This window comes from Enterococcus sp. AZ171, assembly GCF_051714005.1.
Classification (GTDB): Bacteria; Bacillota; Bacilli; order Lactobacillales; family Enterococcaceae; genus Enterococcus_B; species Enterococcus_B pernyi.
On the sequence record NZ_JBIORA010000001.1, the window covers coordinates 452,433 to 475,000 of the forward strand.

15 protein-coding genes, 1 tRNA gene and 2 rRNA genes (1 of these 18 only partly in view) are annotated in these 22,568 nt (G+C 37.9%); 12 read left to right on the top strand and 6 right to left on the bottom strand.

Annotation, left to right across the window (positions count from 1 at the left end):
* Window positions 1–22: 22 nt before the first annotated feature.
* Window positions 23–1,051 (bottom strand): ribose utilization transcriptional repressor RbsR, encoded by a 1,029-nt coding sequence (gene rbsR, locus IGJ49_RS02160; protein WP_023519081.1) that lies wholly within the window; start codon window positions 1,049–1,051, stop codon window positions 23–25.
* A gap of 441 nt (window positions 1,052–1,492) precedes the next feature.
* Between rbsR and IGJ49_RS02165 the strand changes: the two genes are divergently transcribed.
* From IGJ49_RS02165 to IGJ49_RS02175, 3 genes are read left to right on the top strand one after another with little or no spacing between them, the layout of a single operon-like run.
* Window positions 1,493–2,194, top strand: coding sequence for an ABC transporter ATP-binding protein (locus IGJ49_RS02165; protein ID WP_010736355.1), 702 nt, complete (start codon window positions 1,493–1,495; stop codon window positions 2,192–2,194).
* A gap of 11 nt (window positions 2,195–2,205) precedes the next feature.
* Window positions 2,206–4,917 (top strand): ABC transporter permease, encoded by a 2,712-nt coding sequence (locus tag IGJ49_RS02170; RefSeq protein WP_010736354.1) that lies wholly within the window; start codon window positions 2,206–2,208, stop codon window positions 4,915–4,917.
* Window positions 4,918–4,934: 17 nt separating this feature from the next.
* Entirely contained in the window at window positions 4,935–5,234 is a 300-nt protein-coding gene (locus tag IGJ49_RS02175; protein ID WP_438722252.1) for an antibiotic biosynthesis monooxygenase family protein, read from the top strand.
* Window positions 5,235–5,391: 157 nt separating this feature from the next.
* Here IGJ49_RS02175 and IGJ49_RS02180 read toward each other — a convergent pair whose 3' ends face one another.
* A complete protein-coding gene (locus IGJ49_RS02180; RefSeq protein WP_019723357.1) occupies window positions 5,392–6,486 on the bottom strand; it encodes an AI-2E family transporter in 1,095 nt (364 codons plus the stop codon).
* A 355-nt stretch (window positions 6,487–6,841) separates the two neighbouring features.
* Between IGJ49_RS02180 and treC the strand changes: the two genes are divergently transcribed.
* Window positions 6,842–8,473: an alpha,alpha-phosphotrehalase gene (gene treC / locus IGJ49_RS02185; RefSeq protein ID WP_023519084.1), complete on the top strand. Its 1,632-nt coding sequence runs from the start codon at window positions 6,842–6,844 to the stop codon at window positions 8,471–8,473.
* 162 nt (window positions 8,474–8,635) lie between these two features.
* Here treC and IGJ49_RS02190 read toward each other — a convergent pair whose 3' ends face one another.
* Window positions 8,636–9,817, bottom strand: a complete 1,182-nt coding sequence (locus IGJ49_RS02190) for an AI-2E family transporter (protein WP_010736350.1) — start codon at window positions 9,815–9,817, stop codon at window positions 8,636–8,638.
* A 517-nt stretch (window positions 9,818–10,334) separates the two neighbouring features.
* On the opposite strand from IGJ49_RS02190, the gene IGJ49_RS02195 reads away from it, so the two are divergent.
* Window positions 10,335–11,939: a zinc ABC transporter substrate-binding protein AdcA gene (locus tag IGJ49_RS02195; RefSeq protein ID WP_438722253.1), complete on the top strand. Its 1,605-nt coding sequence runs from the start codon at window positions 10,335–10,337 to the stop codon at window positions 11,937–11,939.
* Between the two features lie 102 nt (window positions 11,940–12,041).
* Here IGJ49_RS02195 and IGJ49_RS02200 read toward each other — a convergent pair whose 3' ends face one another.
* From IGJ49_RS02200 to IGJ49_RS02210, 3 genes are all read right to left on the bottom strand, one after another.
* On the bottom strand, window positions 12,042–12,770 hold the full coding sequence (locus IGJ49_RS02200; RefSeq protein ID WP_010736348.1) for a LytR/AlgR family response regulator transcription factor: 729 nt from the start codon (window positions 12,768–12,770) through the stop codon (window positions 12,042–12,044).
* 4 nt (window positions 12,771–12,774) lie between these two features.
* On the bottom strand, window positions 12,775–14,058 hold the full coding sequence (locus IGJ49_RS02205; protein ID WP_019723361.1) for a sensor histidine kinase: 1,284 nt from the start codon (window positions 14,056–14,058) through the stop codon (window positions 12,775–12,777).
* A 140-nt stretch (window positions 14,059–14,198) separates the two neighbouring features.
* Window positions 14,199–14,801 (bottom strand): accessory gene regulator B family protein, encoded by a 603-nt coding sequence (locus IGJ49_RS02210; RefSeq protein ID WP_010736345.1) that lies wholly within the window; start codon window positions 14,799–14,801, stop codon window positions 14,199–14,201.
* Between the two features lie 576 nt (window positions 14,802–15,377).
* On the opposite strand from IGJ49_RS02210, the gene IGJ49_RS02215 reads away from it, so the two are divergent.
* The 7 genes from IGJ49_RS02215 to IGJ49_RS02245 all read left to right on the top strand — a co-directional run.
* The gene (locus IGJ49_RS02215; RefSeq protein ID WP_010736344.1) at window positions 15,378–15,593 is read left to right on the top strand and encodes a hypothetical protein; all 216 of its coding nucleotides are present in this window, start codon (window positions 15,378–15,380) and stop codon (window positions 15,591–15,593) included.
* Between the two features lie 303 nt (window positions 15,594–15,896).
* Window positions 15,897–18,101, top strand: coding sequence for an ATP-dependent helicase (locus IGJ49_RS02220; protein ID WP_041684168.1), 2,205 nt, complete (start codon window positions 15,897–15,899; stop codon window positions 18,099–18,101).
* A 248-nt stretch (window positions 18,102–18,349) separates the two neighbouring features.
* On the top strand, window positions 18,350–18,757 hold the full coding sequence (gene spx, locus IGJ49_RS02225) for a transcriptional regulator Spx (RefSeq protein WP_010736342.1): 408 nt from the start codon (window positions 18,350–18,352) through the stop codon (window positions 18,755–18,757).
* A 17-nt stretch (window positions 18,758–18,774) separates the two neighbouring features.
* Complete coding sequence (locus IGJ49_RS02230) at window positions 18,775–19,131, top strand: ArsC/Spx/MgsR family protein (protein WP_023519089.1); 357 nt, start codon at window positions 18,775–18,777, stop codon at window positions 19,129–19,131.
* A 791-nt stretch (window positions 19,132–19,922) separates the two neighbouring features.
* Window positions 19,923–21,483, top strand: a 16S ribosomal RNA gene (locus IGJ49_RS02235).
* Window positions 21,484–21,560: 77 nt separating this feature from the next.
* Window positions 21,561–21,633, top strand: a tRNA-Ala gene (locus tag IGJ49_RS02240).
* Between the two features lie 181 nt (window positions 21,634–21,814).
* Window positions 21,815–22,568, top strand: a 23S ribosomal RNA gene (locus IGJ49_RS02245); it runs 2,161 nt beyond the window's last position.
* The 16S and 23S rRNA genes sit together here with 1 tRNA gene alongside, the layout of an rRNA operon.

Consider the following 22,568-nt stretch of genomic DNA (forward strand, 5'->3'; position numbering starts at 1 on the left):
TGATTCGCAACAAATATTCGTGTTATTGAGGGGCGGAGAGATCGATCGATTGAGTTGAGGAACGTTGGATCAACTCTACGGGCAATAAAAGTTCTTCCCATGATTTATCAGGGTGTTGGATGCGTTCTAAGAGTAAACGAGCAGTCGCTTTACCTAACTCTAAAATGGGTTGAGCAATGGTCGTTAATTTAGGCTTCATGTATTCACACATATCAATATTATCATAGCCAATGATGCTATAATCTTCGGGAATGAGTTTATCATGCTCCGCTAATCCGCGATATACACCAAAAGCTAGTTCGTCATTCAATGCGAAAATCGCTGTAGTAGCAGAGGAAAGTAAATCAGGAACGATTTCATAGCCCCCTTTTTTTGAAAAGTGAGTAGGGAACCAATGAATCTGTTTCTCAGAATGATCCACATGTTTACACGCTGCTAAGAAACCATCTATCCGATTTTGGACATTTTGAGGTGTCTGTTGTGGATAGACTAAAGCAACTTCCTGATGACCTAAGCCTAGTAGATGCTCACCGGCTAAGTACCCACCTTGATAATCATCTGTTAAGACCGCATCACTAGAACCTTCTGCTTTTTTCTGATCTAATACGATAAATGGTTTCCCTTGTTTCTTCAAAGAAACTTGAAGGGCTTTCGTTGAGACAGCCGAAGAGGCAATAATAAACCCGTCGACACCACGTTGCGTCAACTCAAGTAAATAATCCGTTTCTTTTTGATGATCAAAATCTGCATTGCATAGAATCGTGACAAAATTTTGTTGGTAAAGATAGTCTTCGATCCCTTGCATCAACGTATTGAAAAAAGGATTGGTGATATCAGGGACAAGAACACCGATGGTTTTTGTTTTCTTTGTGATCATTTGACGTGCAATGTAATCGGGTTGGTAACCTAATTCGTCTCTTGCTTTTACTACTTTTTTGACCGTATCTGGATGGAATTTTGCTTCATTGCCATTCAAGATCAGTGAGACAGTTGCGATGGATACGCCTGAATGTTTCGCAACGTCTTTGATCGTCACTTTTTTCTTTGCCATTGCTATACTCCTATCTCTTTCTTAGTGTCATTTTCCCATGAATACGTAAAGAAGTAAATGATGATTCTGTGATATTTGTCATCTTGCACACCCTAGAACCGAATAAAAGGTATTCCAGAAGTAAAACTTCAATAATAAAATAAGTCAAAAAAATCAAAAAATGAAAAAGCCATTTTAGCTTTTCCACTCTTATTACTCAGTACTAATCGCTTCTCTCACGACCTCTTGTAAACGGTGTTCAAGGAACAACACTTCGGACATAAGACAAAAAATAAAAAATGAAAGAACCATTTTCTATTTTTCTTTCTTATGCCACTGTGCTGAACGTGCCTTTCACGACCTCTTTTGAAAAGGTTTTTTTCACAACCTTTCATTTCAGTGTTAAAATATAAGAGATTTACCAAATAGATAAATAAACGGGAGAATGAAGGTGGAAGTTTTATGAAATATGTAGAAGTAAAAAATGAATTTAAGCGTTACCAGATGGGCGAAACAACGATTACAGCGAATGACGATATTTCATTCTCCATTGAAAAAGGAGAATTAGTGATTATTCTTGGGCCTAGTGGAGCAGGGAAATCAACGGTATTGAATATTTTAGGTGGGATGGATACACCGGATGAGGGACAGATCATTATTGATGAAACAGATATTGCTCAATTCAATGACAAACAATTAACGGCTTATCGCCGGACAGATGTTGGCTTTGTTTTTCAATTTTATAATCTTGTTCCTAACTTAACTGCAAAAGAAAATGTTGAATTGGCAACAGAAGTTTCGCCAAATGCGTTAGATCCTGTAGAAGTTTTGACACAAGTTGGGCTTGCGCACCGGTTGAATAATTTCCCATCACAATTATCAGGGGGCGAACAACAACGTGTGTCGATTGCACGAGCGCTTGCGAAAAACCCAAAATTATTACTTTGTGATGAACCAACTGGCGCATTGGATTTTGAAACAGGAAAACAAGTATTGAAATTGTTGCAAAATGCTAGTCGTGAACATGGCAATACCGTTTTGATCATTACACATAACTCGGCTTTAGCACCAATCGCTGACCGAGTAATCCATATCAACGATGCAAAAGTCCGTGCAGTCGAATTGAATGAACAGCCTTCATCTATCGATGAACTTGTTTGGTAAGGAGGTTTGCCATGAAAAATAGAACTTACCTCAAAGCAGGATTTCGTGAAATACGCCAATCAAAAGGCCGCTTTATCGCGATTATATTGATCATTTTACTCGGCACGCTCTTATATGTAGGCGTCAAGACAGCTGGTCCTGTGATGCAAAAAACGATGGATGAATATGTCAGGGCAGGTAAACTCTCTGATCTACAGATCGTTTCGACAGCAGGATTGACGAAAGAAGATGTTGCAGAAGCAGAAAAACTCTCAGATGTAACCGTTGAAACGGGCAAACAACTATATTACGCGAATGCCAATAAAAATGAAGTTGTCCAAGTATTCTCTTACGCTCCAGATATGAAACAAAATCAGTTGACGGTGATCGATGGTCGCTTGCCACAATCGGATGATGAACTTGTACTAGATGAGAAGGCAAAAAATCAAGGATACAGCATCGGTGACACCTACACGATTGAATCAGATGACTTGAAAGAGACGGCGTACAAGATTACAGGTTTTGTCCGCTCGCCGTTATTCATCAATAATTTAGAACGAGGTTTTGCAAATGTAGGGAACGGGAGTATTGATTACTTTGCCTATGTCCCACAAGATAATTTTAAAACAGATATCCAATCCGTATTATATCTCGACTTTGCAAATGTCGACGATTTAAATACGTACAGTGAAGAATACCAAGAAGAGATGGAAAAAAACATCGAAAAGCTGGAAGGGTTGTTTGAAGAGCGACCGCAGCAACGTTTAGAACAGCTGAAGCAAGAGGGCAAGGATGCTTTAGCCCCTGCAAAACAAGAAATCGCAGCCGGAAAATCACAAGTGGCTGATGCGAAAAGTCAATTAGAAGCAGCGAGAACGCAGATTGATCAACAACGTCAAGTCTTGGAGCAGTTACCTGAACCGCAGCGAACACCGGCATTGAGTGCTTTAGCGGAACAAGAAAGTCAATTATCAGAACAAGAAGCACAATTGACAACAAAAGAAGCGGAGCTAACAGAGGCCGAAGCGTCTATTGCGGAGAATGAAGAAAAAATCAATGAATTAGCCAAGCCAACTTATCTTTTCCAAGAACGATCGGAAAATGTCGGCTTTCAGGAATTTGGCGATCTAGCTGAACGCATCGCAGCCATCGCAAATGTCTTTCCAGTCTTTTTCTTCTTTATTGCAGCATTGATCACTTTTACCACGATGACACGGATGGTAGAAGAAAATAGACGAGAAATCGGTACATTGAAAGCCTTAGGATACAGTAAATTGGAGATTGCCAAAAAATATGCCATTTATGCTTGTCTCGCTTCAGGTATCGGAATCATTTTAGGAACGATATTAGGAACCAATCTTTTGCCACGGATCATTTTTGAGCTTTCAAACGAACGTTATGATATTGGCAGTGCGGTGATTTTCTATGATTGGCCACCAATCATCCAAGCAGCTATTGCGTTCTTCATTGCTGCTTTTGGTGCAGCGATGTTAGTTCTATTCAAAGATCTACGCGAACGACCAGCTGCTTTGTTACAGCCTAAAGCACCGAAACCAGGGAAAAGAATTCTTTTAGAATACATTACTCCTCTTTGGTCACGTTTAAGCTTCAACCAAAAAATCAGTTATCGTAATCTTTTCCGTTATAAATCACGGATGTTCATGGCAATCATCGGAATTGCCGGTTGTGCAGGATTGATGGTCGCAGGAGTTGGGCTAAAGGATTCGCTTAGCTCGGTTTCTGCCAAACAGTTTGGACCAATCATTGATTATCAAGCGATCGTAACGACCAATCAAACTGATGAAACGAGTCAAAAAGAAATCAATGATGCAATGGATGATCAAGCGAAGATCACTGATCGTTTAGCGGTTGATTCGCAAACGATTGAACTACGTAAAAAAGGCCAAGCATCACAAAGTTTGACATTGATGGTACCAGAAAATGAACAAGCATTAGAAACGTTCATCCATCTGAAAACAACGGACGATCAATCGGTAGAACTACCAGATCATGGGCTTGCGATTACACGTAAAGCGGCCGAATTATTCGATTTATCTGTCGGTGATACGGTGGAAATGTATGATGACGATCAACAAAAATTACATGGAACGGTGGCAGTCATTTTGCAAAATTATTTGGGTAATTTTGTCTATATGAGTCCAACGTACTATGAAGAGATTTCTGGACAGCCAATGACAACCAATGCGTATCTACTCAAAACAGAAAAGATGTCGAAAGAAGAAGAGGATACACTCTCAGAAGAATTATTGAAAACGGGGGCGGTTACTAATACCTCTTTTATTTCGACACAGATCAAGAACCAAGAAGAATCTCTTTCAAATTTAGATGCAGTGGTCATCATTTTCGTCGTTCTATCTGGTTTATTGGCGTTTATCGTTTTATACAATTTAACGAATATCAATATCTCTGAACGAGTACGTGAACTTTCTACGATCAAAGTATTAGGCTTTTTTGATAAAGAAGTCACGATGTACATCGTTCGAGAAAATATCATCTTTACTTTATTAGGGATTTTTGGAGGATTTGGGATCGGTTATGTGCTGACCGACTTTATCTTACGCCAAGCTTCAATGGAATCAGTGATTTTCCCGTTAGTTATTACCTGGGTTGCTTATACACTATCCGCTGCTTTGACGATTCTATTCACGGTGATCGTGATGATCGTCACTCATTTCAAATTGAAGCATATTGATATGATCGATGCATTGAAATCAAATGAATAACGAGTGGGGGGACTAAGATGAGTATTACTGTGAATATCCTATATAGCGGTAAAGAAGGCAATGCAAAAGCATTTGCCCAAGAAATGACAGAGCGAGGAATCGTCGAACGCATTCGTGCGCAAGAAGGAAATGAACGTTATGAGTATTTTATTCCTTTAGAAGATGCTGAATCGATCTTATTGGTGGATCGCTGGACAAATCAAGAAGCAATCGATCGTCACCACAAATCAGAGATGATGGTGGAGATTGATGAATTACGAAAAAAATATCAGTTGAAGATGAAGGTCCAACGTTTCATCGATGAACCAACAGAATAGATCAAACGATAGTTCTGATCCGTTTATTGCTTATTCTTGAAAAAGAAGATCGCAATAAACGGTTTTTTTGTTGAAAAATAGAGGAGAATAGATAAAGAGAGCCTCGGGGCAAAGCAAAAAAAGGATAAACGGTAAATTTCCCCGTTTATCCCTAGGATTATTCAGTTGGATGAGTTGAATTAGCTGTATCAGTAGTGTTCTTAAAGCGAATAAAGCTACGGATCATCTCCCTAATGATCGTATACGTCGGCAATACGAGGATCATTCCTAATAAGCCAAACAAGTTCCCAGCGACAAGTAAAAGAAAAACAGTCGCAATTGGATGGATATGAATCATCTTATTCATCACTAGAGGAGACACCAAGTAAGATTCACCAAATTGAATCAAGGTGATGAAAGCTACTAAGAGTAAGGCTGTTTTAACGTCTTGACTTAATGCGTACAGTAAAGCCGGTGCAGCACCAATAAACGGACCAAAATAAGGAATGATATCCATCAATCCACAAATCAAGGCAAGTAATAACGCATTTGGCAAGCCTAATACTTTAAAAACAAGATAACTCCCCACACCTACATACGTGCAGACTAAAAGCTTGCCACTAATATAGGTCGAAGCTGCTAAATGGAAATCATGGCACCAATCTCTGACTAACTGATGGAATTTCTTAGGCGTGTAGCGTGTCAATATAGCTGGAATCCTGTCGCCATCTTTGAACATATAAATCAGTAAGAGTGGAATCGTAAAGAGAATGATCGCAGAGCGCGAAACGATTTCGAATACATTGACTAAACTTGAAGTGGCACCTGAAACAAATTGTAAAACAAAACGTGTCAATTGGTTCAATTCCAGTGTATCAATAAATGGGAGCAAGCGTTCTTCTAATAAGGAACCATCTAGATTCTCTGCCAAAACATAAAGAATTTGAGGAACCTGACCGATAAATTTACTGATTTCCAAAATAATGATCGGTAAAATCACTTGTACGGTCAAATACACAGTTAACAAAATCAGTAGCATCATCAGTGTGACCGCAAGCGTTCTTGATTTTATATATTTGAGGAGTTGATTGTATATTGGAAGAAAAATATAAAATACGAAAACTGAAATCAAGATTGGCAAGAAGATACTTGCCATGATCGCTTCGAGTGGCCTGAAAATAAAAGTGATCTTAGAAAAAATAAAAATAGTGATTCCTGTCAAGCTAAGTAAAACAAGTGTTGCAAATAATTTGGAACGTTTTAAAAAAGTCATAGTAGAGATCCTCCGCTTTTTGGCTTTTTATCGTTTAGGGTATGTATGAAAAAAGCATGTTACTTGAAGACTGTTCAATCGATTTTAGATGCTACAAGCTGATTTATATCACGACCCTATACTTAAATATAACATAACTAAAAGAATTTATTTTCTTGAAAAAGGAATTTGTAAAAAAATAAATAGTTAAATGAATTGAGCGCGGCGTGAATGATCGATTTAACGTAAAATATTTGCTGGGAAAATGATGGCACACATTTCCTAGCGTCATTGATTTACAAACGCTTACGTTTCATATATAATTGGATTATCAACTTGTATATATAAGTTAAAAAACAGCTGGAGGTACAGGCTTATGGCGTTTACAGAAAAAGTGATTTATCAGATTTATCCCAAGTCATATCGTGACACGAATGGTGATGGGATTGGTGATTTACCAGGAGTCAAAGAAAAATTACCTTATTTAAATGAATTGGGCATTGATATGATTTGGTTGAACCCCTTTTACCCAAGCCCGCAAAAAGACAATGGGTATGATATCTCTGATTATCAAGCAATCGATCCATTATTCGGTACGATGGCTGATTTTGAAGAGCTAGTCGCTGAAGCAAAAAAATATCAGATCGACATCATGCTAGATATGGTATTGAACCATGTCTCTATTGAACATGAATGGTTCCAAAAAGCATTAGCTGGAGATAAGTATTATCAAGATTTCTTTATTTTAAGAGATGAACCAACAGATTGGGTATCAAAATTCGGTGGAAACGCTTGGGCGCCATTCGGCGAAACAGGGAAGTACTATTTACACTTGTATGATAAAACGCAAGCTGATTTGAATTGGCGTAATGAAGCAGTCCAACAAGAATTATTCAAAGTTGTTCGTTTTTGGATGGATAAAGGTGTCAAAGGGTTCCGTTTTGATGTAATCAACGTGATCGGAAAAGACGAGGAACTGAAAAACAACGCGGAAAATGAAGGGAAAGCCGAGTACACAGATAAACCAATTACTCATACGTATTTACAACGCTTAAATAAAGAAACGTTTGGCCAAGACCCTGAAATCATAACGGTAGGAGAAATGAGTTCAACGACTATCGAAAACTGTCTTTTATATACGTCACCTGAACGAAATGAATTGTCAATGGTATTTAATTTCCACCATTTGAAAGTCGATTATGAAAATGGCAATAAATGGACAACTCCGCCATTTGATTTTGAAGAGTTAAAGCGTTTGTTCCATACTTGGGGAGAAGAAATGAGCGCAGGAAATGGCTGGAATGCACTATTTTTGAATAACCATGACCAACCACGTGCCTTAAATCGTTTTGTCGATGTCGAACAGTACCGTAAACAAGGGGCAGAGATGTTGGCCACGATGATCCATTTAAATCGAGGTACTCCGTATATCTATATGGGAGAAGAAATCGGGATGATCGATCCTGACTTCGATTCGATTTCTGACTACCGGGACATTGAAAGCTTAAACGCATATAACCTGTTACAAGAACAAGGATTCACGCCAGAAGAAGCCTTTCGACGAATTAAAGCAAAGTCACGAGATAACTCACGCACACCGATGCAGTGGACAGATGAACCACAAGCTGGCTTCACGTCAGGGACACCTTGGTTACCTTTAGCATCGAAGCACCAAACAATTAATGTAGCAAACGAGCAAAAGCAAGAACAGTCGATTTTTGCCTATTACCAAAGACTGATCCAACTAAGAAAAACATATCCAGTGATTGCTAATGGTGACTACAAAGCCTATGCACCTGAGCATCCACAAGTCTATGGTTATCTTAGACAAACCGATCATCAAAAATTATTAGTTCTGACCAATTTTTACGCGAAAGAAACGTCGGTGGAATTACCGGAAGAATTTGTAGGTGCGGAAGTATTGATCAGTAACTACCCAACGACAGTTGAAAAAGAAATGAAGTTACAGCCTTATCAAGCAGTCGCACTATTAGTGCAAGGAAAGTAGAGACTGTGACAAACGAATAGTTTGAAAAATAAGCAGCAAAAGCATGAATAGCTTTTGCTGCTTATTTATGGGATTTGCTTATCTCTGAAATGTTGCTCGATGAATACCGTATAGTTTTTTTAAGATAGGAGTGGACTCATGTCTCACGCCTATCCTTTTTTGTTACTTAAAGTAATCCTTCTCTGAAAAATCAGCTTTTTGATAAACTCCTTGATCCCCATAAAACTTATTGTAACGCTGTTTGAATTTTCTAAAGAGAAAAACAACGAGTAGTTTGATCAATGTATAGATCGGAATACCAAAAATGACGCCCATGATTCCTAGAAGATCTCCCATGACTAATAAGACAATCAAAATCGTGATGGGGTGGATCTGTAACCGATCACCCATCACACGAGGGACCACAAGATCTCCGTGAAGCAACTGGACAACGAACCAGACGATCACAAATTTTACAGCCATGAAAGTCGAATCTTGAAAAGCAATGAATAGTCCCGGAAAGAAAGCGATGAATGGACCGATATAAGGAATAATACATAATAAACCAGCAGCGATAGCCAGAATACTTGCAAATTCTAAGCCAATCAATAAGAAAGTTACCCAGTAAACGGCGCCTAGAATGAAAGAAGCGATGATTTGTCCTTTTAAGAAAGCACCTAATTGTTGGTTCGCAATTTTAGTCAAAGTCCGAAAATCTGTGCGAAATTTTGGTGGAACGATACCTAAGACCGATTGATAAAAATTGTGCGGATCTTTTAAAAGGAAAAAGGCAATGATCGGACCAGTAAATAAAGTGATAAAGGTCGTTGTGACCGCTGAGAATAGATTTCCTAGACTTTCAGCACCGCTCTGCCAATAGTTACCGATGAATGAAGTAAAGTTATCGGTGAAATCATCAATCGATGCAAAGAATTGATTGAACGAGTCAGAAAATGGTGTCTGTGCTAAAAAGTCCTTCAACGTTTGTTGGAAATCTTGGAATAGGTCAGGTAGTTGTTGAATCAATGTGGTTGCTTGCTGTTCTAAAAACGGAAATAGCCAGACACCTCCTAAGCCAATCAGCAATAAAATAATAACAAAAACTAAAATGACTGACAGATTACGTGAGAGTTTCTTGCTGAGACGTTTGATCAAAGGTTCTAATAAATAATATAAGACCAAAGCAAAAAGGACTGGTGGTAAAGTCGTGATAAAAATGACAACCAGTGGTTTGAATATAAAAGCAATCTTTTGGAAAAAGTAAATGACCAACGCGATCATCACAAGTAATCCTAGAACGTAATACGAAGTTTTCCCTCCTAAAAAACGAATCAGTCGGGAAGATTCTTTCGGTTTTTTTTCCACGATAGTTCTCCTTTCTCTTGAAATAAGTAGTTGATTTTTGGGTTGGGCTATTCTCACGAAGCAACTATTGAGATCGAATGAAGCCTTTTTAATAGTCAGCCAAACGGTGAAAAATATGAGAAGCTATTTTCTCAAATTCTGTCTTACTACTTGGAGCTGAACATCTTTCTCACAACCTAATAAACGGTGTTCGAAAAGCTGACCTTCAACAGTAAGATGAAAAATCAAAAAATATGGAAAGCTATTTTCTGATTTTCCATCTTACTGCTCAGGTCAAAACGCTTCTTTCACAACCTTGTCCTACTCCAAGTTATTATAATCTGAAACGGGTATAAAAAGAAAATGATACAGTTGAAAAATCAATCGAATTTCGATAATAAAATAAATTTAGTAATAATGCTTGACGGTTGGTTTGATTCTATGCTAAATTAATTCCTGTTGCTAAAACGTAACTATTACGATTTGCATTTATTAATCGTAATCAAATAGAGAAAGAAGATGAGAAGGAGCGAATAAAATGAAACGTTGGATCAAGGTGGTAGGAGGATTACTGTTGACAGGGATCCTTGCAAGTTGTGGCACAGGAGATACTGCAACAAATACAAATGCACAAAATGATGGAAACTTGAATGTAATGACGACATTTTATCCAATGTACGAATTTACGAAGCAAGTAGTTGGTGAGGAGGGAAATGTTGAATTATTGATTCCAGCTGGAACAGATTCACATGACTACGAACCTTCTGCAAGAGATATGGCAAAAATCCAAAATGCTGATGTTTTTGTTTATAATGATGAAAATATGGAAACTTGGGTTCCAGCAATTGAACATACTTTAAAAGAGGGCGATGTACTTCCAATCAAAGCAACAGAAGGAATGTTGTTATTGCCTGGGGATGGTCATTGCCATCACCACGATCATGACGATGAAGACCACGATCATGAAGACCATGATCACGATGATCATGCGGATGACCACGACCATGATCACGATCACGGAGACAACGGTCATTCACATGAATTAGATCCACATGTTTGGTTAGCTCCTAATCTAGCGATGAAGCAAGTAGAAACGATTCGTGACCAATTGATTGAGGCATATCCTGAAAAAGAAGAAGCATTCACTGAAAATGCTGCCTCTTATTTAGAAGAATTAGAAACGCTACACAACACTTTTAAAGAAACATTAGGTCAAGCAAAACAAAAATCATTTGTGACCCAACACGCTGCGTTCAATTATTTAGCTCTAGAATATGGTCTTAATCAAGTACCAATTGCCGGTCTTTCTTCAAGTGAAGAACCTTCTGCTGCAAGAATTGCCGAGTTAAAAGAATTTGTTGAAGACCATGGGATTGAATATATCTATTTTGAAGAGAATGCCAAAGACAGTATCGCTCGTACTTTAGCTACTGAAGCAGGCGTATCGTTAGCAGTATTGAATCCTTTAGAAGGATTGACAAAAGAGCAAATGGATAACGGTGAAACGTACATTTCAATCATGGAAGCAAACTTAAAAGCGCTCCAAAAAACTACGGATACTGAAAATCCATTAGAAGATACATTGAAAACTGAAAAAGAAAAAACAGTTTATAATGGTTATTTTGAAGATTCAGAGGTCCAAGATCGCCCGTTATCAGATTGGAATGGTATCTGGCAAACTGTCGATACGTATATGGCAGATGGAACGTTTGATCAAGTATTTGAATATAAAGCCAAAACAAATCCAGATATGACAGCTGAAGAGTATCGTGAATACTATGAAATAGGCTACAAAACAGATGTCGAAAAAATTGAGATCAAAGATGATACGATGATCTTTACTTTCAAGGATGGCGAAGTTAAAGAATCGAAATACCGTTATGCTGGTAAAGAAATCTTGAACTATTCAGCAGGTAATCGCGGTGTCCGTTTCTTGTTTGAAGCAGAAGATCCTGATTCTGGTGCGTTCAAGTATGTACAATTCAGTGACCACTCGATTGCGCCTACCAAATCAGACCATTTCCATATCTATCTAGGAAATGAAAGCCAAGAAGCTTTACTAGAAGAAATGGACAATTGGCCAACTTTCTATCCGGAAGAAATGACTGGAAAAGAAATCGCGCAAGAAATGATCGCGCATTAAACGATACTAAAAAACGAAGAATGAATGGAAAAGAGGATTTTACGACTTTTTCATTCATTCTTCGTTTCTTTATTAAAAAGAAATTATTTATTTTATTGTCTTTCAAGAAATCAACTTCTTTAGCCCACGAATCGAAACAGGGATCACTTCCCCGTTGGATAGAGTCACTTCTCGTGTTTTCTTATTGATTGTTTGGACATTTTGGGTATTGATGACATAAGATTTGTGACAGCGGATAAAGTGTTGACTTTTCTTTTCGATATCTTTTATCTTCTCGTAAAACTGCATTTGGGCATGTGTCAAATGGACCTCCAGTTTATGAGGAGTACCTTGAGCAGTAGAAAAGTATTGGATATCTCGAATAGGTAAAAATTTGATTTCATCATTGAATTCAATTCTAAAAATATCCTTTTGTAATGGCGCAGTTTGGAAATCTTCGAATATTTTACTTAAGATACGTTCAACATTTTCTTTAAGATCAAAAATATCTTCTTTGATGATATAATCAGTCGGCTCAATGTTGCTTTTCAAAATCGTCATGGAAAGATCGGTGTGTGAAGTAACATAAATGATTTTTCCAAGCGAGTCCAAGTCACGTACTCGTTTTCCAATGGCAATGCCATCTAATTCACTGTCTTTCAGTTCGATATCCAAAAAATAAATACCAAAAGAAGACGTACGTATCCTTGCTGCATTGAGGAGTTCAATAGGATCAGAAGTTGCAATATGGACATAACTATCCAAATTTTCAATCATGATCCGATTCTTGATTACTGTAGAGATGACTTCCAGTTGTTTCGGATCGTCTTCACAAATGTAAATGGGAATCATAAAATTACTCCTTTAATTGTATATGGATTGTTTGTGAAAATCGCTGATTCTCAATCGATGTTTCAAGAAAAAGATAAGGATTCGTTTTTGTTAACTCATCAAGAATAAATAAACCTAATCCTTCATTTTTGGGATTTGTTTTCGTCGAGAAGCCTTTTTGTTTTAACTTACTCAATGGAAACGTATTCGTAGTAGTGTTGATGACACGTATCATCAACGACTGTTTTTTCTTGATGATCAGTACTTCGATTTTTTTCTTTTTGGTTACTGTTGCACCTTCGATTGCATTATCAAGAATAATACCAAGCATTCTTACCAAATTGATCGTATATTTTTTACCAATGACGATTTCATCTGGAACGGTCAATTGGACAGAGATACCTTTTTCTTGTGCCATCATTAATTTTAAAGAGAATAGACTTCTTATTTCAGGTACCTTCATTTTGTCTAGTAAGCTAAGATTTGCTGGGAAGAGATTCATCATTTCACGTGTAGGTAAAATCGTTTGGTTATAATATTTTTGTAAGCCCTCAAGATCGCCTTCAGAAATATAACTATTCAAAGAAAACAACAGATTTTGATAATCGTGTTTAAACTCTCTAAGCTCTTGATAATTTTTTTCTAGATCTCTAATGTAATCTTGCTGCAATTGGATGCGTTGTTCCAATAATTGATCTGCCATCTTTTTATTTGATATTTTCCAATAGTAAATCAAGATAATTAGGCCGACACACAGATAAAGGATAAAAAAGCTCGTATTTAATGCTAGTACTTTTGGCGTTTCACCAGAAAATCGTGTATAAAAAATAATGATATAGTAGGTAAGTAAAACCAATGAACCGATTGTACCAATCATTCGACGGTCAACACTAGCGGACCAATTATCTAAAAACTTTTTGAATCCATACGCAAATAATAAAGATAAAATCGCTGATACAGTTATATGGAAATATTGTAATGCATCTCCAGGTTCAATGACAGCAGATTCCAATACTAAAAAATCCGCAACGCTCGTCAAATGATCGCCTAAAATGGAAGCTAATAATCCCAAAGGTAATGCGTAGATCATATGTTGGCGCGAGGATGAAAAGAAAAAGAAAAGTAGACTCAACATGGCAATTGCGACAAGTGCAGAAAAAATACCTAAAATCGGGTAAAGTATTCCCAACAGGGCTGCTGCCAAGAGACTAAACGTAGAAAATAGGTATTTATTTTTAATTTGAGAATTGATGATTAAGATAGAACTTGTGTAAATCAGATATTGCAAGGCTATGGACCACAAAAACATAAAGCACAGCTCCCATTGCGTTTTCCCAAATTATAGCATATTTATATTATTATTTTTTTAATTTTTCAGGTATTTTAAATTCTGAGCTCATACCGAAGCAGCAGCCAGATACAAAGAAATCAGAAAGGTTAGTTAATTGTTTAACGATTGTTTTTTTCATAAAAAATTCCTCCAATATTCATCATGTAATTTGTAACTGGAAGCAACGTAGCTATTTCTAAAATAATCCCAAGTAGTAAATAGGTAGAAAAGTAAGAAGCAGAGAAAAATAATGTGAGTACTGCAAATAAAAGATACATGAAAATTGCTTTTTTTAGTAGGGGTGGGCGTTTCTCTGGTGCAATTGGGTTAAGGGCTGTGCCTCTTGATCCATAGCGAAGCAAAAGGAAAAAACAAACAATTAACAAAAGGACCATCATAGGGAAAGAGAAAGTCAATTGATAATGTTTCATTACTAAGGGAACCCCCCACAAATAAAGCAAAGTCCAAAGTAAGCAAACAAATTCAGAATCGGAATGGAGACCGTAAGCATATCTGCGAATACAGATATATGAAAGGAAAGTCATTCCTGTTTCTGCCCACGTGCCTGTCAATAAAGAAAATACAAAAACGACAGCAAGTTTTCCAAGATTGTTCAGCAAAACTTCCAGAGCAAACTTCACTTGGATGTAAGTCATATCTTCTTCATCTTGTTTTCCGTTGAATAATATTGCCAATATTCGATTTACCACTTTATTTTTCATCTCTATACGTACCTCCGAATACTATAATAAGCGAAAAGACATAAAAAAAGTTTTTCGATTCATAAAAGGACGTTTTGACATCAAAATCGTTAACTAAGTGAATTTTGTAACATATTTGTTATATAAGAATGAAAAGCTTTTTCTTATGTAAAAAATAAAAGACATGTTTATCTCTAAATAATTAAAAAATTTCCTGTAAAACTATCAAATCATCTTTAAATTTTCAATTAAACGTACGATTATACCAAAAAAGAGTGAGATTATTTAACAGTTTTGATGCCAAAAGAACTTTTTATGATATTTCTGTGTTATGTTTAAAAATTTATGTTAAAAATTAGTAGAGGTTGCGAAGATAAATGTAAGTGACACGTTCTTATATTTTTGTTTTACCAACTTCTTAATAGAAGGCAGCAACTCCCCTTCCCCTTTTGTTGTTGCCTTCTGATATCAACAACAAGGTAGTTTCTATGTTAAAATGCAAGCCTTTAAGAAGGTGGGTTTGTCAATAAAGGTAACAGATTCGAAATTTTATCAAAAGAAGTTGTGCCGTATGCACAACATAATGGAGGAAATAGCATGGAAAATGAAAATCTATTTGAAGTCGGTAAAACGTACGCATTTGTATCAGATTTATTTTGTTCTCCAATTGAAGCAGAAATTGAAAAAATCTATGAGAATAGTTTGATGGTTCGTGTTCTCAATTGCGCAGATGAAGACAATGAAACTGCACACAATTTACACTGGCAATTAGTCGTTCGTAAGTCAAGTGCAGTGAAAGAGTACAGCTACTAATAGTAACTGTTCATGAATGAAAAATAGTATTTTGATAAATAGCCAGTCAAATCTTAAATGATGGAAAATCATTTTTGGATTTGACTGGCTATTTTTACTTTGAAAGGTAAAGGAAAAGTGGGTTTTGCTTTTTTGGGGTTCTCATGTAGTTTTAGGAACTCATCAAATACATCAGTTGATAGTAGAGTTTCTTTTGTTTCTTCCTAAGACCACGATCGTAAAAGGGTGAAGCCCCATTTTATTTTTTGTAAAGGTCTGGTAGTATAAAGAAAATAAATGGAGTAGAAAATAAATAAAAGAAAGATGGGGAAGATGATCAATCAAGAAAATGAGAAAGAAATTCTTCGATTGCAAAGAGAAATCAGCCATTGGGAAAGAAAATATAAAAAGCTCCAACAAATTTTTCGAATGCAAGAAGAAATAATTGCTAGTTATGAAGCTGCATATGGGGAAGCACCAGGGTTGGTAGAAGAACAACATGAGGAAGAACAGCCAAATGAATCATTTTTTGAACATATTGAGAAGCGTTCTTATAATCGATTCAATAATGAACAAAAAGCAGCAATCACTTATGATATGAGCAAACACTTACGAATCATTGCAGGTGCAGGAAGTGGAAAAACACAAACGATATGTGCGAAAGCTGTATATCTGATGAATGAAGAACAAGTAGAAGAGCAAAGGATCTTAATGATTACCTTTACTCGAAATGCTGCCAATGAATTGAAAAAACGGGTGGATAATTTTAGTCAAAGAAAAACGAATGTAACGATCGGAACTTTTCATAGTATTTTTTATCGTCTGTACAGTGATATCAAACGGCAGTTTCCGGATCTTTCTGCCGAAGGGATTCAAGGTGAGTTTTCTAAAGACACACCATATAAAGTAAATCTTTTACTGCAGAAACTAATAAAAAAATATCAACTATATTCTTTCGATCAGTATGGTGAGAAAACGATTGCTAACCGATTGGATTATTGGCAAAACATGAATCTCTCCCAACAGGAGATCATCCAATTGATCAAAAAGAGATTTGATTCCATTGAAAAAGACCCACGTCAACCTATCTCTGAGCGTATGGATCAATTAATGACTGAACTATATGAAGAAAAACAAAAGCAACGACTTTTTGAATTCAATGATGTTCTACAAAATTTGAAAAATGCCCTCTCTCATGTAAATGTCAGAAGATATGTAGGTCAAAAATACGATTACTTGTTTATCGACGAGTTTCAAGACACGAATCCTTTGCAATGGGCAATCGTTCAGTTGATTACGAAAGACTCGCCAATCAAGTTGATCATCGTTGGAGATGATGATCAAAGTATCTATGGCTTTAGAGGATCAGAACCTGATTATATCAAACAGTTTGAAAAAGAATATCCAACAAAAACACTCTTTCTATTGACCAATTATCGTTCGCGAGCGTCGATCGTTCAAGGAGCTAATCGATTGATCACGTACAATAAAGAGGATCGCATACCTAAAGCGATGGTACCAGCACAAAAGGAACCAGGCGTATTACAGGCATTATCATTTAAAACGGTACAAGAGGAAAGTGACTGGTTGATTCAGCAAGTATATGCTTTTATAGAAGACAAAGGAAAATACAAAGAATCTATTATTTTATATCGCTCATTATCACAAACACAAGCATTGGTGCAACGTTTGATCCAAACAGATATTCCATTTGTACTAGAAGCAGATACCCAATATGCGGGAATCTATGGAATTAAGCTTTTTTATCAATTTTATCAAAAGTTTATCGGTTGGTATGATGCGGCAACACCGATAAAAGTGCAAGCACACCAGCAGTTGTTACGACAGTTGATGATTAATTGTTATCTGAAAACAAATGAATGTGACCAATTTTTCTCTAATAAAAACAGTGACCAAGATATTGTCGCTTATATTTTAAAACGGCGGCCTAATTTAGAAGCTAGAGAAAAAGAACTAAAGACATTTGTAAGCGCGCTAGAAACATTTGATCAACCAACGAAGCGGTCATGTGTTTCACTGATTGAGGCCTATTGTCGGTTGCCAAGACCGAATAAAGAAATCGAGCAAGGTGACAAAGAATGGTTGCTGGAGACTGTCAGACAATATCCAACGATCCCGCAATTGAAAAAATTGTATCTTGAGATCCAAGGAATTGCAGCAGAACTGAAAACAAGGTTGATTGCTTATCGTAAGGGGAAACTAGATGCCTTATGTATCCAGAGTATTCATAAAAGCAAAGGTTTAAGTTATCGTAACGTCTTTTTAATCGGTTGTAATGAAGGGATGATTCCTTACAATGGTGCGGTAGCAAAAGACAAAAGACTGAAAAGTGAGTTGAAAATCGAACCATTAACGACGATTGAGGAAGAGAGACGTCTTTTTTATGTCGCAATGACTAGAGCAAGGAATCGTCTTTATTTATGTGTACCTGAGTTTAAAGGGAAAAGAAAATTAAAACCTTCACGTTTTATTAAAGAAACAGGTTGTAAAGGTAAAAAAATCAAATAAATGACGAAAAGCAAAGCGAGTAAAAATACACTTGCTTTGCTTTTTTATTCAAAAAAATAAATAACTATAATTATTTATGTAAATTTTAAATAACCGTTGTTTATAAAAAGAATATAACCTTTAATTGATTGTTTAAATAACGATTTTATGAACAAAAACAAATTTTATTTATTTTGGGGATAGCGTATGACTGGCATTATTTTGATATTACGTTTAGAATGGGATTACAATTAAAAAGGAGTGAGAAAATGATAAAACTATACACTTCGCCTAGCTGTACATCTTGCAGAAAGGCCAAAGCATGGTTACAAACGAATCATCTTAATTTTGAAGAAAAGAATATCTTTGCAGAACCTCTGTCAGAAAATGAGATACGACAAATATTGGCCGCAACAGAAGGTGGAGTCGAAGATATTATTTCTACTCGTTCAAAAGTTTATGAGAAATTAGGGATCGATTTTAATGATTTATCCTTAAAAGAAATGATCCGCTTGTTCAAAGAATACCCATCTTTACTTAGACGTCCGATTCTACTTGATGAAAAAAGAGTATTGATTGGATTCAATGAAGATGAAATACGAGCATTTATTCCTAGAGAAATACGAGGTGTCGCAAGAAACTTGATTTATATGAAACATAGTGTCTTGTATTCGTAAGAATAGGAGGAGACGTTGTGAATATCAAAATCTATAGTTCAACGAATTGCACCATAACGGTTAAAGCCATACAATGGTTAGAGAAAAAGAACTTATCTTATCAATTTGTTGATCTAGAAAGTAGAGCTTTAAGTAATAAAGAAGTCAAAGAGTTATGTAGTTTTGAAAATGCACATATTGAACAATTATTTACTACATGGTCATTTGAATTCAAAAAAATTAAAGCTGGACTTCCAAAAAAACAGGAAGATCAACTTCTATTTTTGTGCAAAACGCAACGTCATCTTTTAAGACGTCCTTTGATCATCATCGATGATGCGCTGTTTGTTGGCTACGATCAACGATTGATGGAGCAATTGATTTTACATGAATAGACTGTATCCAATTGTGTTACATACTGAAAAAGGCAATTGGGATCATCGGTTTTTCCTTAGTAACAAGCCAAAGAATCAAAATCTCACTTACCTGTTCTCTGGTTTTTTGGCTTATTACCAAAGGCGCGTTGCATATTTTTCGTAAAGAAACTAGTGATAACTAGCAAAAAGTGTAAGAGGCAAATCGTATATTCCAAAATAAAACATTTCGACTTTTTCGTATTTCTACTATAAAGAGGATCAAAATTGAAAGTATACCAGATAGATTTATCAGAAATAGTGATTGACAACTAAATAGAATAAATGGTATATTTTTTTTTGTTGTTTTTTGTTTATTACTGATTTTAATAGTGTAAATAAAACTTTAAATAATGCTTGACGAATAGAAAAACACATGTTAATATAACTAGTGTTGTTTGAGAAATTCATCAAGGAATGTTGTCTCTACAAAAGAAGAGATAAAAAAAGTTGTTGACAAATAACAAACAACAAGTTATTATAAGTGAGTTGCTAAAACGACCTCGTGAAAAACGAGTTGAAAAAACTTTTAAAAAATAGTTGACAATCATCCGAGAGTTTGCTAAGATATAAAAGTTGCTACGGCAATCACAAACGATAAGTTGAGGCAGTTGTGTTTCAATTATCACGTAGACCTTTGAAAACTGAACAAAGTAAGACAAACCAAATGTGTAGGGCGTCTTGATTCAATTCAAGACAACAAACATTTTTAACAAGCAAGCAATATGCTAGCAAACAATTGAGCTTAACAATCGAAAGATTGTTCTAACTTTTATTATGAGAGTTTGATCCTGGCTCAGGACGAACGCTGGCGGCGTGCCTAATACATGCAAGTCGAACGCTTCTTTTCCCACCGGAGCTTGCTCCACCGGGAAAAGAGGAGTGGCGAACGGGTGAGTAACACGTGGGTAACCTGCCCATCAGAAGGGGATAACACTTGGAAACAGGTGCTAATACCGTATAACAATCGAAACCGCATGGTTTCGTTTTGAAAGGCGCTTTACGGTGCCGCTGATGGATGGACCCGCGGTGCATTAGCTAGTTGGTGAGGTAACGGCTCACCAAGGCCACGATGCATAGCCGACCTGAGAGGGTGATCGGCCACATTGGGACTGAGACACGGCCCAAACTCCTACGGGAGGCAGCAGTAGGGAATCTTCGGCAATGGACGAAAGTCTGACCGAGCAACGCCGCGTGAGTGAAGAAGGTTTTCGGATCGTAAAACTCTGTTGTTAGAGAAGAACAAGGGTGAGAGTAACTGTTCACCCCTTGACGGTATCTAACCAGAAAGCCACGGCTAACTACGTGCCAGCAGCCGCGGTAATACGTAGGTGGCAAGCGTTGTCCGGATTTATTGGGCGTAAAGCGAGCGCAGGCGGTTTCTTAAGTCTGATGTGAAAGCCCCCGGCTCAACCGGGGAGGGTCATTGGAAACTGGGAGACTTGAGTGCAGAAGAGGAGAGTGGAATTCCATGTGTAGCGGTGAAATGCGTAGATATATGGAGGAACACCAGTGGCGAAGGCGGCTCTCTGGTCTGTAACTGACGCTGAGGCTCGAAAGCGTGGGGAGCAAACAGGATTAGATACCCTGGTAGTCCACGCCGTAAACGATGAGTGCTAAGTGTTGGAGGGTTTCCGCCCTTCAGTGCTGCAGCTAACGCATTAAGCACTCCGCCTGGGGAGTACGACCGCAAGGTTGAAACTCAAAGGAATTGACGGGGGCCCGCACAAGCGGTGGAGCATGTGGTTTAATTCGAAGCAACGCGAAGAACCTTACCAGGTCTTGACATCCTTTGACCACTCTAGAGATAGAGCTTCCCCTTCGGGGGCAAAGTGACAGGTGGTGCATGGTTGTCGTCAGCTCGTGTCGTGAGATGTTGGGTTAAGTCCCGCAACGAGCGCAACCCTTATTGTTAGTTGCCATCATTTAGTTGGGCACTCTAGCAAGACTGCCGGTGACAAACCGGAGGAAGGTGGGGATGACGTCAAATCATCATGCCCCTTATGACCTGGGCTACACACGTGCTACAATGGGAAGTACAACGAGTCGCGAAGTCGCGAGGCTAAGCTAATCTCTTAAAGCTTCTCTCAGTTCGGATTGTAGGCTGCAACTCGCCTACATGAAGCCGGAATCGCTAGTAATCGCGGATCAGCACGCCGCGGTGAATACGTTCCCGGGCCTTGTACACACCGCCCGTCACACCACGAGAGTTTGTAACACCCGAAGTCGGTGAGGTAACCTTTTTGGAGCCAGCCGCCTAAGGTGGGATAGATGATTGGGGTGAAGTCGTAACAAGGTAGCCGTATCGGAAGGTGCGGCTGGATCACCTCCTTTCTAAGGAATATTACGGAGACTACACACGTTTGTCGATACTTTGTTCAGTTTTGAGAGGTCTACTCAAAATTTAACCCGGGGCCTTAGCTCAGCTGGGAGAGCGCCTGCTTTGCACGCAGGAGGTCAGCGGTTCGATCCCGCTAGGCTCCATTAACAACGTATGTTGTTATATACTTGTTCATTGAAAACTGGATATTGAAGTAAAAATGTAAGTAATACAAACCGAGAACACCGCGTTGAATGAGTTTTTTAATAAGTTCAATTGCTTATTTTTCTTGATTGGACTTCTATCGCTAGAAGAAAGATCAAAACCCAACCGTAAGGTTGATAAGGTTAAGTGAATAAGGGCGCACGGTGGATGCCTTGGCACTAGGAGCCGATGAAGGACGGGACTAACACCGATATGCTTTGGGGAGCTGTACGTAAGCTATGATCCAGAGATTTCCGAATGGGGGAACCCAGCATCTTTTGTAGGATGTTACGTATACGTGAATACATAGCGTATACGAGGTAGACGCAGAGAACTGAAACATCTAAGTACCTGCAGGAAGAGAAAGAAAATTCGATTCCCTGAGTAGCGGCGAGCGAAACGGGAAAAGCCCAAACCAATGAGCTTGCTCATTGGGGTTGTAGGACTCCAATATGGTAGTTTTTTCAGATAGTCGAATGACTTGGAAAAGTCAGTCAGAGAGGGTGAAAGCCCCGTAGATGAAATTTGGAAGGCACCTAGGAGGATCCTGAGTACGGCGGAACACGAGGAATTCCGTCGGAATCCGGGAGGACCATCTCCCAAGGCTAAATACTCCCTAGTGACCGATAGTGAACCAGTACCGTGAGGGAAAGGTGAAAAGCACCCCGGAAGGGGAGTGAAATAGAACCTGAAACCGTGTGCCTACAACAAGTCAAAGCCCGTTAATGGGTGATGGCGTGCCTTTTGTAGAATGAACCGGCGAGTTACGATTGCATGCGAGGTTAAGTTGAAGAGACGGAGCCGCAGCGAAAGCGAGTCTGAATAGGGCGTTTGAGTATGTAGTCGTAGACCCGAAACCATGTGATCTACCCATGTCCAGGTTGAAGGTGCGGTA